A 13,858-nucleotide genomic window follows, 5' to 3' on the forward strand; every position below is an offset into this window, starting at 1 on the left:
GATGGCACGGTCCACCGTGGCCAGGCCGACGCCGCCGGGCACCTCGAGGAGCTCCTCCCCCGGGCCGGGCCGCGCCAGCCGGTCCTGGCCGCCTGCCAGCGGGTCGGCGGCGCGGACCCGGGCGGCGTGGACCGCCAGCACGGCCGGCACGGCCGTCTCCGCCGGCGGGCGGATCAATCGGCCGGCTTGAGCGCCGCGGCCTCGGCGCGCAGCCGCTCGCCCTTGGCGTGCGCCTGCTCCTTGAGCCGCTCCTGGAACTCGACCATGCGGGCGCGCAGGGTGGCGTCGGTGGCGGCGAGGATGCGTACGGCGAGCAGGCCGGCGTTGCGGGCGCCGCCGACGGCGACGGTCGCGACGGGCACCCCGGCCGGCATCTGGACGATCGACAGCAGCGAGTCCAGGCCGTCGAGGTACTTCAGCGGCACCGGCACCCCGATCACCGGCAGCGGCGTCACCGAGGCGAGCATGCCGGGCAGGTGGGCGGCGCCGCCCGCGCCCGCGATGATGACCTCCACGCCGCGGCCGGCGGCCCGGCGGCCGTACTCGATCATCTCCGTGGGCATCCGATGGGCGGAGACCACGTCGGCCTCGAACGGGACGCCGAACTCGGCGACCGCCTCGGCCGCGGCCTTCATCACCGGCCAGTCGGAGTCGCTGCCCATGACGATGCCGATGCTCACGTGTACTCCCCGGTCATGAGGTAGACGGCGGCGTGGCGGGCGCGGGCCCTGACCTCGTCGAGGTCGTCGCCGACGGCGGTGACGTGGCCGATCTTACGGCCGGGGCGGACCTGCTTGCCGTAGAAGTGCACCTTCACGCCGGGGTCGTGGGCCATGACGTGCTCGTACCGCTTGAACAGGTCGGGGTCGTCGCCGCCGAGCAGGTTGGCCATGACGACCGCGGGGGCGGTCATCGCGGGCGAGCCGAGCGGCAGGTCGAGCACGGCCCGCAGGTGCTGCTCGAACTGGGAGGTGCGGGAGCCCTCGATCGTCCAGTGGCCGCTGTTGTGCGGGCGCATGGCCAGCTCGTTGACGACCAGGCCCTGGCCGGTCTGGAACATCTCGACGGCCAGCAGGCCGGTGACGCCCAGCTCCTCGGCGATCCGCAGGGCGACCCGCTGCGCCTCGGCCGCCTCCTCGGGGTCGAGCCCGGGGGCGGGGGCGAGCACCTCGACGCAGATGCCGTCGCGCTGCACGGTCTCGACGACGGGGTAGCTGACGCCCTGGCCGTGCGGGGAGCGGGCGACGAGCACGGCCAGCTCGCGTTCGAACGGCACGAACGCCTCCGCCAGCAGCGGCGACCCGGCGGCGAACGCCTCGGCCGCGGCCTCCTCGGAGTCGCACACCCACACGCCGCGCCCGTCGTAGCCGCCGGTGATGGCCTTGAGGACCACCGGCCGGCCGTGCTCGGCGGCGAACGCGGCCACCTCGCCGGGGTCGGAGACTCGGGCCCAGGCGGGGCACGGGGCGCCGATCGCGGTCAGCCGCTCACGCATCACGGCCTTGTCCTGGGCGTGGAGGAGGGCGCCGGGGCCGGGGTGGACGGCGTGGCCGTCGTCGACGAGGGCCCGGATGAGCTCGCCGGGGACGTGTTCGTGGTCGAACGTGATCGCGTGACAGCCCTGGGCGAAGGCGCGCAGGTCGTCGAGGGAGCGGTAGTCGCCGACGACGGTGTCGACGATGACCCGGGCCGCGCTCTCGTCGGGGGCGCCGGCGAGCACGCGCAGCTCCACGCCGAGGGCGATGGCCGGGGGCTGGGTCATCCGGGCGAGCTGCCCGGCGCCGACGATGCCGACGACGGGGCCGATGGGGCTGTATGCGTTCACGTGAGGTGAGCATACCGGCCGCCTCCCGGTCACTCCCAGGTAGAGACCCTTACCCGGTCATCAGATGAAAATCGCGCTATGGGGGGAAGTGTTCAGGAAAGAGGATCCTGACGCGGGCGGTAAGGTACGCCGGTACGCTGAAGTGGTCGTGATTGACGAGGCAGAAGGGCCGAGCAGAAACGTGCGGTTCGTCAAGAGCTTGTACCAGCGGTTCGCCGCCCTTCTGCACGAACTCACCAAGTTCGGCATCATCGGCGGCCTCGCGTTCCTGATCGACCTGGGCGCGCTCAACTTCTTCCACCTGGTCGTCGGCATCGGGCCGATGACCTCGAAGGTGGCGGCCACGACGATCTCGACCACGTTCGCCTACGCGGGCAACCGCTTCTGGACGTTCCGCCACCGGGAGCAGAGCGGCCTGGGGCGCGAATACTTCCTGTTCTTCCTGATGAACGGCATCGCGCTGCTGTTCGGCGTGCTGGTGATCGGGTTCACCACCTACACGCTCAAGCTCGACGACCCGCTCAGCCTCAACATCGCCAACATCGTCGGCGTCGGCCTCGGCACCCTGTTCCGCTACTGGTCCTACAAGAAGTGGGTGTTCCTGGAGGCCACCACGCCGATCCCGGCCGAGCTGCCGGACGTCGGCGTCAGGCAGGACCGCTGACGACGCGGTTGCGGTCCTGGCCGTCGGCCGGACGCAGGAAGACGGCGAACGTGACGGGCCTCCTGCGTACCAGCTCCAGCCGGCCGCCGTCGGCGGCGGCCAGCGCGCGGGCGAGCGTCAGCCCGAGGCCGGTGCCCCCGCCGCCGCTCACGTTCCGCTGGAAGATCTTGGGCGCGATCTCGTCGTCGATGCCGGGGCCCTCGTCGGTCACCTCGATCACCACGTAGTTGTCGCCGCTCGTCGTGGTCACGGTGACGGTGCCGCCGCCGTGGCGCAGCGAGTTCTCCAGCAGCGTGGCGATGACCTGGCCGAAGCCGCCGGTGGTGGCCAGGGCCTTGAGGTCGCGGGTGCCGGCCAGGACGAGCCTGCGGCCCACGCCGCGGAACACCGGGTCCCACTCGGTCACCTGCTGGACCAGCACCTCGTCGATGGAGATGGGCTCGGCCTGGGAGTGGCGCTGGCGGCGGGCCGCGGCGAGCAGTTCGTCGATCACCGCCGTGAGCCGCTCGGCCTGCACGATGGCCGCCTCGCCCTCCTCCCGGACGACGTCGGGGTGGTCGGAGGCGGCGACGATCTCCTCAAGCCGCATGGTGAGGCCGGTCAGCGGGGTGCGGAGCTGGTGTGAGGCGTCGGTGGCGAACTCGCGCTCGCGGGTGAGCAGGTCGGAGATGCGCGTGGCGCTGCGGTCGAGGACCTGGGCGACCCGGTCGAGCTCGGGGATGCCGTAGCGGTGCTTGCTCGGCCGGGCGTCTCCCGAGCCGAGCCGTTCGGCGATCATGGCCAGGTCGCGCAGCGGCAGCGAGAGCCGGCGCGACTGGACGATGGCCAGGCCGACGGCGACGGCGAGAGCCGCGACGGCCAGGGCGACGATCAGCAGCAGGCGCGCGTACACGTCCTGCTCGACCTGGGCCCGGTCGCGGCTCACCCGGACGAAGATGCCGCTGTCGGACTCGGCGTCCTCGGTCATCTCCTGACCCGAGGGCGGCGGCGTGCCGACGACGGTGGCCTTGGGGGGGTTCCCGCGCTCGAATATCTGGATGTAGCGGTCCGGGTACTTCTGCTCCAGCTGCTGCGGGTCGAGCGGCGTCTCCTGGATGCGGGCGTACTCGACCTCCCCCACCAGGCGGGTCGCCTCGGCCCTGAGCTCCTGGGCGGCCTCGTCGACGATCAGTCGGCTGACCACGACGCCCAGGGGCACCCCGAGCAGCAGAACGGCGATGGCCGCGACGAGGAGGGTTGAGGAGAGCAGGCGTCGGCGCATGCCTACTCGCGCTCGAAGCGGAAGCCGACTCCCCGGACGGTGGTGATGTAGCGGGGCTTGGCGGCGTCGTCGCCCAGTTTGCGGCGCAGCCACGAGATGTGCATGTCCAGGGTCTTGGTGGAGCCCCACCAGTTGGTGTCCCACACCTCCCGCATGATCTGCTCGCGGGTGACGACCTTGCCGGCGTCGCGTACGAGCACCCGCAGCAGGTCGAACTCCTTGGTGGTGAGGTGGAGCTCCTTGTCGCCCATCCAGGCGCGCCGGGAGTCGGCGTCGATGCGGACGCCCTGGACGACCGGGGTCTCCGACGTGCCGCGCCGCAGCAGGGCGCGGACCCGGGCGAGCAGTTCGGCGAGCCGGAACGGCTTGGTGACGTAGTCGTCGGCGCCGGCGTCGAGGCCGACCACCGTGTCGACCTCGTCCACGCGGGCGGTGAGGATGAGCACCGGAGTGCCGTGGCCTTCGGCGCGGATGCGCCGCGCCACCTCGAGGCCGTCCATCTCGGGCAGCCCAAGGTCCAGAACGATGAGGTCGATCCCACCCGACAGTGCCCTCTCCAGGGCCTGCGGGCCGTCGGGGCTCACCTCAACCTGGTAGCCCTCGCGGCGCAGGGCGCGCGCGAGCGGCTCGGAAATCGAGGTGTCATCCTCGGCGAGAAGTACGCAGGTCATATGGCGATCGTAGGACCTTAGGCGATCGTTTCCCGGGCACAGCGCGCGGTTTGACTCGTAGTTGACCTATCTATTGACCTGGGCAAACGCGACTAAATGTCGGTTAGTCGTGATTAAATTAGCGCGTTTCTCGGGGACAAACCCTTACGCCTCCGAGAAACGCGACCGCCCGCCGGGAAAACCGGCGGGCGGGGGTGACGGCGGCGGGCGCCGAAGGGCGCGCGAGGGGCGGCGGGTGACGGCGGGTGACGGCGGGCTCAGTCGTCGACGGACCGGGGCTCGGCGTAGCGGGCGAGGTAGAGCGGTTCGCCCAGCGTCTCCATGAGCTCCAGCTCGGTCTCCAGGTAGTCGATGTGCTCCTCCTCGTCCGCGAGGATCTCCTCGAAGATGCGGGCGGAGGTGATGTCGCCCTTCTCGCGCATCAGCGCGATGGCGGGCCGCAGCCGCTGCACGACGCCCAGCTCGACCTCCAGGTCGGCCTGGAGCTGCTCGCGCACGGTCTGCCCGATGTGGAGCGTGCCCAGCCGCTGGTAGTTGGGCAGCCCTTCCAGGAAGAGGATGCGATCGGTGAGCCGCTCGGCGTGTCGCATCTCCTCGAACGACTCGTCGCGGGTGTGCTCGGCGAGCTTGGTGTAGCCCCAGTTCTCCTGCATCTTGGCGTGCAGGAAGTACTGGTTGATGGCCGTGAGCTCCGCCGTGAGCTGCTCGTTGAGCAACTCGATGATCTGCTTGTCACCCTGCATGGAACGGGCCCCTCGTGCTATGCCGTGGTCAGGTCCTCAGACCTTTTCAGCATCGCACAGATCTTCCGTACACAACGGGCACAGTCGCCCCCCGCGCCCGTTGTGTCGCGCACCTGCTTCGCGCTCCTGGCGCCCGCGGAGATGCAGTCGTGGACGTCGTTCTCGGTCACGGCACGACAGACACACACGTACATCGGGGCAGCCTCTCGGGGGAGCAGAGTAGGTAAGGCATACCTAAGGTAGCTCACTGAGGTTAGGCTTGCCTATGTGGGCTCCGCCATAAAGACGTGTCAGTGGCCGCGGGCGATCCATTCGTCCAGGTGAGGGGCCTCCACGCCGATCGAGGTCGAGTCGCCGTGGCCGGTGTGGACGACGGTCTCCGGCGGCAGCACGAGCAGCCGTTTCTTGATCGACTCGATGATGGTGTCGAACGACGAGTAGGACCGCCCGGTCGCCCCCGGCCCGCCCTTGAACAGCGTGTCGCCGCTGAACAGCGCGCCCGCCTCGGGCGCGTGCAGGCAGACCGCGCCGGGCGAGTGACCGGGGGTGTGCAGGACCCGCAGCTCGATCCCGCCGACCTCGATCTTCTCGCCGTCGGCGAGCGGCTCGTACGCGACGTCGCTCCCGTAGACCTGGTCCCAGAGCACCTGGTCGTCGGGGTGCAGCCGGATCGGCGAGCCGGTGCGGCGGGAGAGTTCGGCGGCGGCGTTGATGTGGTCGTTGTGCCCGTGGGTGCAGACGATGGCGCGCACCTGGCGCCCGCCGACCCGCCGCGCGATGGCCTCGGCGTCGTGCGCGGCGTCGATCACGACGACCTCGCGGGCGTCGCCGACGAGCCAGACGTTGTTGTCGACGTCCCACGTGCCGCCGTCGAGGGAGAACGTGCCGGAGGTGATGACCCTGTCGAGCATCAGAGGATCACCACCGACCGCAGCACGTCGCCGCGCTCCATCTTGTGGAAGGCCTCTTCGACCTGGTCGAGCGCGATCGTCTCGGTGACGAACTTGTCGAGCGGCAGCCGGTGCTGCAGGAACAGGTCGATGAGCATCGGGAAGTCGCGGCTGGGCAGGCAGTCGCCGTACCAGGACGACTTGAGCGCGCCGCCCCGGCCGAACACGTCCAGCAGCGGCAGGTCGATGCGCATCTCCGGGGTGGGCACGCCCACCAGCACGACGGTGCCGGCCAGGTCGCGGGCGTAGAACGCCTGCTCGTAGGTCTCGGGGCGGCCGACCGCCTCGATGACCACGTCGGCGCCGAAGCCGCCGGTGAGGTCGCGGATCGCCTCGACCGGGTCGCTCTCGCGGGAGTTGACGGTGTCGGTGGCGCCGAAGCCGCGCGCCCAGTCGAGCTTGCGGTCGTCCACGTCCACGGCGATGATCTTGGCGGCGCCGGCCAGGGACGCGCCGAGGATCGCGGCGTCGCCGACGCCGCCGCAGCCGATGACCGCCACCGAGTCGCCGCGGGTGACGCCGCCGGTGTTGATGGCGGCGCCGATGCCCGCCATCACGCCGCAGCCCAGCAGCCCGGCCACGGTCGCGGGCGCCTCGGCCGAGACCTTCGTGCACTGCCCGGCGGCGACCAGGGTCTTGCCGAGGAACGCGCCGATGCCGAGCGCGGCCGACAGCTCGGTGCCGTCGGCGAGGGTCATCTTCTGGGTGGCGTTGTGGGTGTTGAAGCAGTACCACGGCCGGCCGCGCAGGCAGGCCCGGCACTGACCGCACACGGCCCGCCAGTTGAGGATGACGAAGTCGCCCGGCTCCAGGCCGGTCACGCCCTCGCCGACCGCCTCCACGACGCCCGCCGCCTCGTGTCCGAGCAGGAACGGGAAGTCGTCGCTGATGCCCCCCTGGCGATAGTGGAGGTCGGTGTGGCAGACGCCGCAGGCCTGCACGGTCACCACCGCCTCGCCCGGCCCGGGGTCCGGGACGAGCACCGTTTCCAGAGAGACTTCCTGGCCCTTACCTCGGGCGATGACACCCTGCACTTCGTACGGCATGCCAGCCATCTTGTGTCTAGGAGGCTGATCTCCGCAAGACATGCGGGCGCACCACGCCGAGACCTCTCGCCTGACGCCTCCTGTGCCGGTGGACGGTGAACCGCCCGTCGCCCTTCAGCGCCCCGGCCAGCGCCTCGTCGGTCAGGATGGTGCCGGGCGCGGCGATGGCGGTGAGCCGGGCCGCCAGGTTGACGGTGGTGCCGAAGACGTCGCCCAGCATGGGCAGCACCGGCCCGTACGCCAGGCCCACCCGCAGTTCCTCGGCGTCGACGAGGTCGAGCGCGATGGCGGCGGCCTGGGCGGGCGTGGACGCGGTGAACAGCACCTCGTCGCCGAGCGTCTTGACCAGGCGGGCGCCGTGCGCGGCCACCACGTCGGCGGCCCGCGACTCGAACCCCTCCACCAGCGCGGCCAGGTCGCGCTCCGGCAGGTCGCGCGAGCGCCGGGTGAAGGACACCAGGTCGGCGAAGCCCACCGCGATCGGCACGGGCTCGTCGCCGACGGCGGCGACGGCCAGCAGGCGGGCGCTGGCCGCGGCGAGCTGGGCGCGCCAGACGTGGATGAGCAGCCGCTCGAAGTCCGGCAGCAGGGTCCTGGCCGTCTCCAGCACCCGGTCGAGGTCCCCGGCGGACGGCTCGCGGCCGCCGGGCACCATGGCCCCGATCACGATCTCGGCCTGCCACTGGGCCAGCCGGGACGTGGTCTGGCCGAGCGCCCGCGCCATGCGGACGACGCTCTCCTCGTCGAACGTCCCGCTGTCGAGCATGGTCCGCACCCGCGACAGCGCCTCGACGTCGGCGTCGGAGAACGCCACCGCGTCGTCGGCGAGCGTGGCGAAGCCGAGCGCCCGCCAGATCCGCTCGGCCAGCTCGCGTGAGACGCCCGCCTCGGCCGAGACCTCCTTGCGGGTGAAGCGGGAGGGCAGGCCGGACAGGAGCCGCTCGATCTGCCTGGCCGTCGGCGCGCGCTCGTCCACGCGTGCAGGCTACCGGCCGTCCACCTCGCCGTCGCCGGCGTCCTCCAGCAGCCGGAACAGCTCGGTGCGGACCTCCTGGATGCGCGGGATGTCACGCAGCACGATCTCGCCCCGCTCGCTCGCGGACTCGACGGTGAGGGTGCCGCACCCCAGCAGCCGTTCGAAGAACGTCTGGTCGGAGCTGACGGTGTTGACCTTCGTCATCGGGATGTCGTCGGTCGACTTGTTGAGCACGCCCGTGCTGATCGTGAACCGGTGGGTGGTGAGCACGTAGCCGGTGTTCTTCCACTGCAGGTACGGGATGAACGACCAGGTCGTCAGCAGCAGCAGCCCGATGACGGCGACCGCGATGCGGGCCCAGCCGGCGTACTCCCACGTGCCGGGGATGTAGTACATGGCCACGCCGGTGGCGGCGGCGATGAGGATGAGCGCGATGAAGGGGACGACCAGCCGCTTCCAGTGCGGGTTGAAGGACCGGACGCGGCGCTCACCTTGGGTCAGGTGGTGGTCGGGAATGGTCATGGGCACATGGTGCCACCTCGGCCTGATCAGAGGCTATGGCGTCGCGCGGACGTGTACGACGTCTCCCGCGCTGAGCGTGTGGTCCCGGCCGCCGGAGTGCACCCGCAGGTGGCCGGCCTGGTCGACGCCGGTGGCGCGGCCGGTGAGCACGCCGTCCCCGGGCAGCTCGACCCGCACGTCGCGGCCGACGGTGGCGGAGACGGCCAGGTAGGCGGCGCGCAGCCCGCAGGCGTCGGCGTCGCCGCCGGCCCGGCTCCACTCCCGGTAGTGGACGTCGACCTCGCGCAGCACGGCCCGCAGCAGCGGGTCGCGGTCGAGGCAGGCGGCCTGCTCCACGGCGAGCGAGGTCGCGGTCGCGACGGGCAGCTCGTCCTCGCGCGGCAGCACGTTCAGCCCCATGCCGACGACCACCCCGTCGTCGACCCGCTCGGCCAGCACCCCGGCCAGCTTCCGCTCCCCGATCAGCAGGTCGTTGGGCCACTTGAGGCGCACGTCCAGCTCGGCCAGGCGGCGCACCGCCGACGCGGCGGCCACGCCGAACAGCAACGGCAGCCACCCGTACGCGGCGACCGGCACGGCGGGCCTGAGCAGGACCGAGAACGTCAGCCCCGCGTAGGCGGGCACGGTCCACGTCCGGCCCATCCTGCCCCGGCCCGCGACCTGCTCCTCGGCGACCAGCACCGCGCCCTCCCGCGCGCCCGCCCTGGCGGCCCCCGCGAGGTCGGCGTTGGTGGAGCCGGTGCTGTCGACGACGGTGACGCCCGTCCACAGCGAGCCGGGGCGGACCAGCGCCCGGTTGAGCGCCGCCTCGGACAGGGGCGGGCGGTCGAGGTCGGAGTATCGAGACACCTCACCATCCTCCCGTACGCCTCCCGTACGCCTCCCGTACGCCTCCCGTACGCCTCCCGTACGCGGGGAGGCCGGGCGAAGGCAGCCACCGGCCGGGAGCAAGATGGATGCATGAGCAAGCGATTGGATCCACGCAACTGGGCCTCGTGGCGGCCGTTCGGCCTCGGGCTGCGCAAGCCGAACAACTACCTGGAGCTGGTCAAGGCCTTCCGCTCGGTCAAGGGCAACCGGCGCTACGCGTGGCGGATCCTCACCCGGGGGACGTGCGACGGGTGCGCGCTCGGCACCAAGGGGATGCGCGACTGGACCATGCGGGAGGTCCACCTGTGCAACATCAGGTTGCGGCTGCTGCCGCTCAACACGATGCCCGCGCTCGACGTGTCGGTCTTGGCCGACGCCGACAGGCTCGCCGGGAGGAAGAGCGCCGAGCTGCGGGCGCTGGGGCGGCTGCCGTACCCGATGCTGCGGCGCGCCGGCGAGCCGGGCTTCACCCGCGTGTCGTGGGAGGAGGCGCTGCGGGTGGCCGCGGACGGGCTGCGCGGCGCGCGCTTCGGCGCCTACCTGACCAGTCGCGGCATGCCGAACGAGAACTACTACGCGGCCCAGAAGGCGGTGCGCGCCCTCGGCACCAACAACGTCGACAACGCCGCGCGCATCTGCCACTCGCCGTCGACGGTCGCGCTCAAGGACACCATCGGGGCGGCGGCCACGACCTGCTCCTACCAGGACTGGATCGGCTCCGACCTCATCGTGTTCATCGGGTCGAACCCGTCGAACAACCAGCCGGTGGCGATGAAGTACCTCTACCACGCCAAGAAGGCCGGCACCCGGATCGCGATGGTCAACGCCTACCGCGAGCCGGGGATGGAACGGTACTGGGTGCCGTCCAACGCCGAGTCGGCCGTGTTCGGCACGAAGATCACTGACGAGTTCTTCGGCGTCCACCAGGGCGGCGACATCGGCTTCCTGAACGGGGTGCTCAAGCACCTGATCGAGAACGGCTGGATCGACGAGGACTTCGTCGCGCGGCACACCACCGGCTTCGACGAGGTCCGCCGGGCCGTGTCGGCGCAGTCGTGGGAGGTGCTGGAGGCGCTGTCCGGGTCGACCAGGGACGAGATGCTGCGGCTGGCCAGGATGCTGGGCGAGGCGCGCTCGGCCGTGCTGGTGTGGTCGATGGGCATCACCCAGCACGCCTACGGCGAGGACAACGTACGCGCGATCGTCAACCTGGCCCTGGCCCGCGGCTTCGTGGGGCGCGACGGGTGCGGGCTGATGCCGATCCGCGGCCACAGCGGCGTGCAGGGCGGGGCCGAGATGGGGGCGTACGCGACGGGGCTGCCGGGCGGGCTGCCGGTCACGCCGGAGAACGCGGCGAAGTTCTCCGAGATGTGGGGGTTCGAGGTGCCGGCGACGCCGGGGCTGACCGCGACCGACATGATCGACGCGGCGCACGCGCGGGAGCTGGACGTGCTGGTCTCCTCGGGCGGCAACTTCCTGGAGGTGCTGCCCGACCCGGGCTACTGCCGGGAGGCGCTGTCCCGGCTCAAACTGCGGGTGCACGTCGACATCGTGCTGTCGTCGCAGATGCTCGTGCCGGCCGAGGGTGACGTGCTGCTGCTGCCCGCGCAGACGCGCTACGAGATGGCGGGCGGGGTGACGGAGACCTCGACCGAGCGGCGGGTGATCTACTCGCCTGAGGTGGAGGGGCCGCGGATCGGCGAGGCGTGGCCGGAGTGGAAGATCTTCACCGAGCTGGCCGCCACCACACATCCCGACATTTCGCGACTCGTACGGTTCACCGGCACGCCCGCGATCCGCGCCGAGATCGAGCGCGCGGTGCCCTTCTACCAGGGCATCGCCGGGCTGCGGCGGTTCGGCGACAGCGTCCAGTACGGCGGGCGCCACCTCTGCCCCGGCGGCCGCTTCCCGACGCCCGACGGGCGGGGCGGGTTCTCCGCGGTCGAGCCGCCCGCGCTGGAGCGGCCCGACGGCACGTTCTCCGTCGCGACGCGGCGCGGCAAGCAGTTCAACAGCATGGTCCACGAGCGCGTTGACGGCTTCAACGGCGCCATGCGCGAGGCCGTGCTGATGAGCCCGTACGACGCCGACCGGCTCGGCCTGGCCGACGGCGCTCCGGTCGAGCTGCGCGCGGGCGAGCGGACGTACCGGGGCAAGGTGCTGCGCGCCCCGCTCGTCCCCGGGAACCTCCAGATTCACTGGCCGGAGGGCAACGTGCTGCTGGACGAGGCGCGCCGCTCCCCGCAGGCGCGGATCCCCGACTACAACGCCGTCGTCACCGTGCGGCCGCTGTGACCAGGCCCGGCCCCACCACCCGCGCCCGCATCCGCCAGTTGTCCGGGCGCACGGTCCGCGAGCGCCGCGACGACCTGGCCACCGAGGAGCCGCTGGAGATCCGGCTGATCGGGGCCGACGGGACGCGCAGGACCGTGGCGATCACCATGCGGACCCCGGGGCACGACTTCGAGCTGGCCGCCGGGTTCCTGCACGGCGAGGGCCTGACCGGGGCGGACGGCATCGCGTCCATCGCGTACTGCTCCGACGAGGACCTGCCGCCCGAGGAGCGCTACAACACGGTCACCGTGCGGCTGCGCGGGCCGGTCCCCGACCTGCCGGCGCTGGAGCGTCACTTCGTGACCTCCAGCGCGTGCGGCGTGTGCGGCTCGGCCGGGCTGGACCGGCTGCACGAGCGGTGCGATCCGCTCCCGCCCGGCGGGCCGCCGATCGCCCCGGAGGTGCTGTACGGGCTCCCGGACGCGCTCCGCGCCGGTCAGGGCGTGTTCGGCAAGACGGGCGGGCTGCACGCGGCGGGCCTGTTCACGGCCGACGGCGTCCGGCTGGCGGTACGGGAGGACGTGGGCCGGCACAACGCCGTGGACAAGCTCGTCGGCTGGTCGGCCATGGGCGGCCGGCTCCCGCTGGCCGGGCACGTGCTCATGGTGAGCGGCCGGGCCGGCTACGAGATCATGCAGAAGGCGCTGGCGGCGGGCGTGCCGGTGGTGTGCGCGGTCTCGGCGCCCTCGTCGCTGGCGGTCGACCTGGCCAGGGAGTTCGGGCTGACGCTGGTGGGCTTCCTGCGCGGTGAGCGGTGCAACGTGTACGCGGGCCATGAGCGGATTTTTATGGAATGAATCATTCCGTTCTGGTACTCTGGGAGCAGAACAAATCGTTCCGTTCCCTTACGAGGAGTCCGCTGTGATCCGTCCGTTCCGCATCGAGATTCCTCAGACCGGCCTCGACGACCTGCGCGACCGGCTGGCGAGGACCCGCTTCGCCGACGAGATCCCCGGAGTCGACCAGGGCGTCCCGGTCGAGCGCGTCAAGCGGCTCGTGACGCGCTGGCGCGACGGCTTCGACTGGCGCGCCGTGGAGGCCAGGCTCAACTCCCACCCGCAGTTCACCACCGAGATCGACGGGCAGAACATCCACTTCCTGCACGTCCGCTCGGCCGACCCGGACGCGCTCCCGCTGATCCTCACCCACGGCTGGCCCGGCAGCGTCGTCGAGTACCTCGACGCCGTCGAGCCCCTGTCGCGCCACTTCCACCTGGTCATCCCGTCACTGCCCGGCTACGGCTTCTCCGGCCCGGTCACGGAGCCGGGCTGGGACAACCGGCGCATCGCCCGCGCCTGGGCCGAGCTGATGGCACGCCTCGGCCACACCCGCTACGGCGCGGTGGGCAACGACGCCGGCTCGATGATCGCCCCCGAGATCGGCCGCGTCGACCCCGAGCACTGCGTCGGCGTCCACGTGACCCAGGTCTTCTCCTTCCCCTCCGGCGACCCGGCCGAGTTCGCCGGCCTGTCGGAGGAGGACCAGCGGGGCCTGGCGGTGCTCGACTGGTTCTGGAAGGAGAAGGGCGCCTTCAACGTGCTGCAGTCCCAGCAGCCGCAGACCCTGGCCCACGCCCTGACGGACTCGCCCTCGGGCCTGGTCGGCTGGCTGGCCCAGCTCTTCGACGAGGACCTCGACGACGACTTCGTGCTGGCCAACGCCGCCGTCCACTGGCTCACCGGGACCGCGGCCTCGGCGATCCGGCTCTACTGGGAGAACGCCCGCGCCGAGAGGCCGTCCGGGCCGACGACCGTGCCGCTGGCGCTGGCCATGGGCGAGGGCGACTTCATCTCGATCCGCGCCTTCGCGGAGCGCGACCACGCCGCCATCGTCTCCTGGAAAACGCTCCCCGCCCCGGCCCGGGGCCACTACACGGCCCACACCGCGACCGACGCCCTCACCTCGGACGTCCGCGACTTCTTCCACGGCCTGTCCCGACGCGGCCCATCCTGACGGCCCATCCTGACGCGGCCCGGCCGGAAGGGCGGCCGGGCCC

15 protein-coding genes are annotated in these 13,858 nt (G+C 71.8%); 4 read left to right on the top strand and 11 right to left on the bottom strand.

From position 1 onward, the window contains the following. Window positions 1-173: 173 nt before the first annotated feature. Window positions 174-662, bottom strand: a complete 489-nt coding sequence (gene purE / locus OUY22_RS17765) for a 5-(carboxyamino)imidazole ribonucleotide mutase (RefSeq protein WP_270156154.1) — start codon at window positions 660-662, stop codon at window positions 174-176. A gap of 14 nt (window positions 663-676) precedes the next feature. Then, window positions 677-1,825: a 5-(carboxyamino)imidazole ribonucleotide synthase gene (locus OUY22_RS17770; RefSeq protein WP_270156117.1), complete on the bottom strand. Its 1,149-nt coding sequence runs from the start codon at window positions 1,823-1,825 to the stop codon at window positions 677-679. A gap of 148 nt (window positions 1,826-1,973) precedes the next feature. Here OUY22_RS17770 and OUY22_RS17775 point away from each other — a divergent pair, with 148 nt between their 5' ends. Beyond that, the gene (locus OUY22_RS17775; protein WP_270156118.1) at window positions 1,974-2,489 is read left to right on the top strand and encodes a GtrA family protein; all 516 of its coding nucleotides are present in this window, start codon (window positions 1,974-1,976) and stop codon (window positions 2,487-2,489) included. Here the strand turns inward: OUY22_RS17775 and OUY22_RS17780 are convergent. The 9 genes from OUY22_RS17780 to OUY22_RS17820 all read right to left on the bottom strand — a co-directional run bounded on the left by OUY22_RS17780 (window position 2,473) and on the right by OUY22_RS17820 (window position 9,507). Further along, on the bottom strand, window positions 2,473-3,750 hold the full coding sequence (locus OUY22_RS17780; RefSeq protein WP_270156119.1) for an ATP-binding protein: 1,278 nt from the start codon (window positions 3,748-3,750) through the stop codon (window positions 2,473-2,475). The genes OUY22_RS17775 and OUY22_RS17780 overlap by 17 nt on opposite strands. Window positions 3,751-3,752: 2 nt before the next feature. Beyond that, entirely contained in the window at window positions 3,753-4,421 is a 669-nt protein-coding gene (locus OUY22_RS17785) for a response regulator transcription factor (protein WP_012888073.1), read from the bottom strand. Between the two features lie 257 nt (window positions 4,422-4,678). Next, window positions 4,679-5,164: a bacterioferritin gene (gene bfr / locus OUY22_RS17790; protein WP_270156120.1), complete on the bottom strand. Its 486-nt coding sequence runs from the start codon at window positions 5,162-5,164 to the stop codon at window positions 4,679-4,681. Between the two features lie 17 nt (window positions 5,165-5,181). Then, a complete protein-coding gene (locus tag OUY22_RS17795) occupies window positions 5,182-5,358 on the bottom strand; it encodes a (2Fe-2S)-binding protein (RefSeq protein WP_270156121.1) in 177 nt (58 codons plus the stop codon). A 96-nt stretch (window positions 5,359-5,454) separates the two neighbouring features. Then, complete coding sequence (locus tag OUY22_RS17800; RefSeq protein WP_270156122.1) at window positions 5,455-6,075, bottom strand: MBL fold metallo-hydrolase; 621 nt, start codon at window positions 6,073-6,075, stop codon at window positions 5,455-5,457. Beyond that, window positions 6,075-7,160: an S-(hydroxymethyl)mycothiol dehydrogenase gene (locus tag OUY22_RS17805; RefSeq protein WP_270156123.1), complete on the bottom strand. Its 1,086-nt coding sequence runs from the start codon at window positions 7,158-7,160 to the stop codon at window positions 6,075-6,077. Before OUY22_RS17805 ends, OUY22_RS17800 begins: the two co-directional genes overlap by 1 nt. Window positions 7,161-7,176: 16 nt before the next feature. Beyond that, window positions 7,177-8,136 (bottom strand): adenylate/guanylate cyclase domain-containing protein, encoded by a 960-nt coding sequence (locus OUY22_RS17810; protein WP_270156124.1) that lies wholly within the window; start codon window positions 8,134-8,136, stop codon window positions 7,177-7,179. A 9-nt stretch (window positions 8,137-8,145) separates the two neighbouring features. Beyond that, a complete protein-coding gene (locus tag OUY22_RS17815) occupies window positions 8,146-8,658 on the bottom strand; it encodes a PH domain-containing protein (protein WP_270156125.1) in 513 nt (170 codons plus the stop codon). A gap of 33 nt (window positions 8,659-8,691) precedes the next feature. Then, window positions 8,692-9,507 (bottom strand): biotin--[acetyl-CoA-carboxylase] ligase, encoded by an 816-nt coding sequence (locus OUY22_RS17820; protein WP_270156126.1) that lies wholly within the window; start codon window positions 9,505-9,507, stop codon window positions 8,692-8,694. Between the two features lie 111 nt (window positions 9,508-9,618). Here OUY22_RS17820 and OUY22_RS17825 point away from each other — a divergent pair, with 111 nt between their 5' ends. The 3 genes from OUY22_RS17825 (at window position 9,619) to OUY22_RS17835 (ending at window position 13,815) form a co-directional block, all read left to right on the top strand. Continuing rightward, window positions 9,619-11,823, top strand: a complete 2,205-nt coding sequence (locus OUY22_RS17825) for an FdhF/YdeP family oxidoreductase (protein ID WP_270156127.1) — start codon at window positions 9,619-9,621, stop codon at window positions 11,821-11,823. After that, window positions 11,820-12,659, top strand: a complete 840-nt coding sequence (gene fdhD, locus OUY22_RS17830) for a formate dehydrogenase accessory sulfurtransferase FdhD (RefSeq protein WP_270156128.1) — start codon at window positions 11,820-11,822, stop codon at window positions 12,657-12,659. The genes OUY22_RS17825 and fdhD overlap by 4 nt, the downstream gene beginning before the upstream one ends. Window positions 12,660-12,723: 64 nt before the next feature. After that, on the top strand, window positions 12,724-13,815 hold the full coding sequence (locus OUY22_RS17835) for an epoxide hydrolase family protein (RefSeq protein ID WP_270156129.1): 1,092 nt from the start codon (window positions 12,724-12,726) through the stop codon (window positions 13,813-13,815). Window positions 13,816-13,858 lie beyond the last annotated feature (43 nt).

This window comes from Nonomuraea corallina (assembly GCF_027620315.1).
Lineage (GTDB): Bacteria > Actinomycetota > Actinomycetes > Streptosporangiales > Streptosporangiaceae > Nonomuraea > Nonomuraea corallina.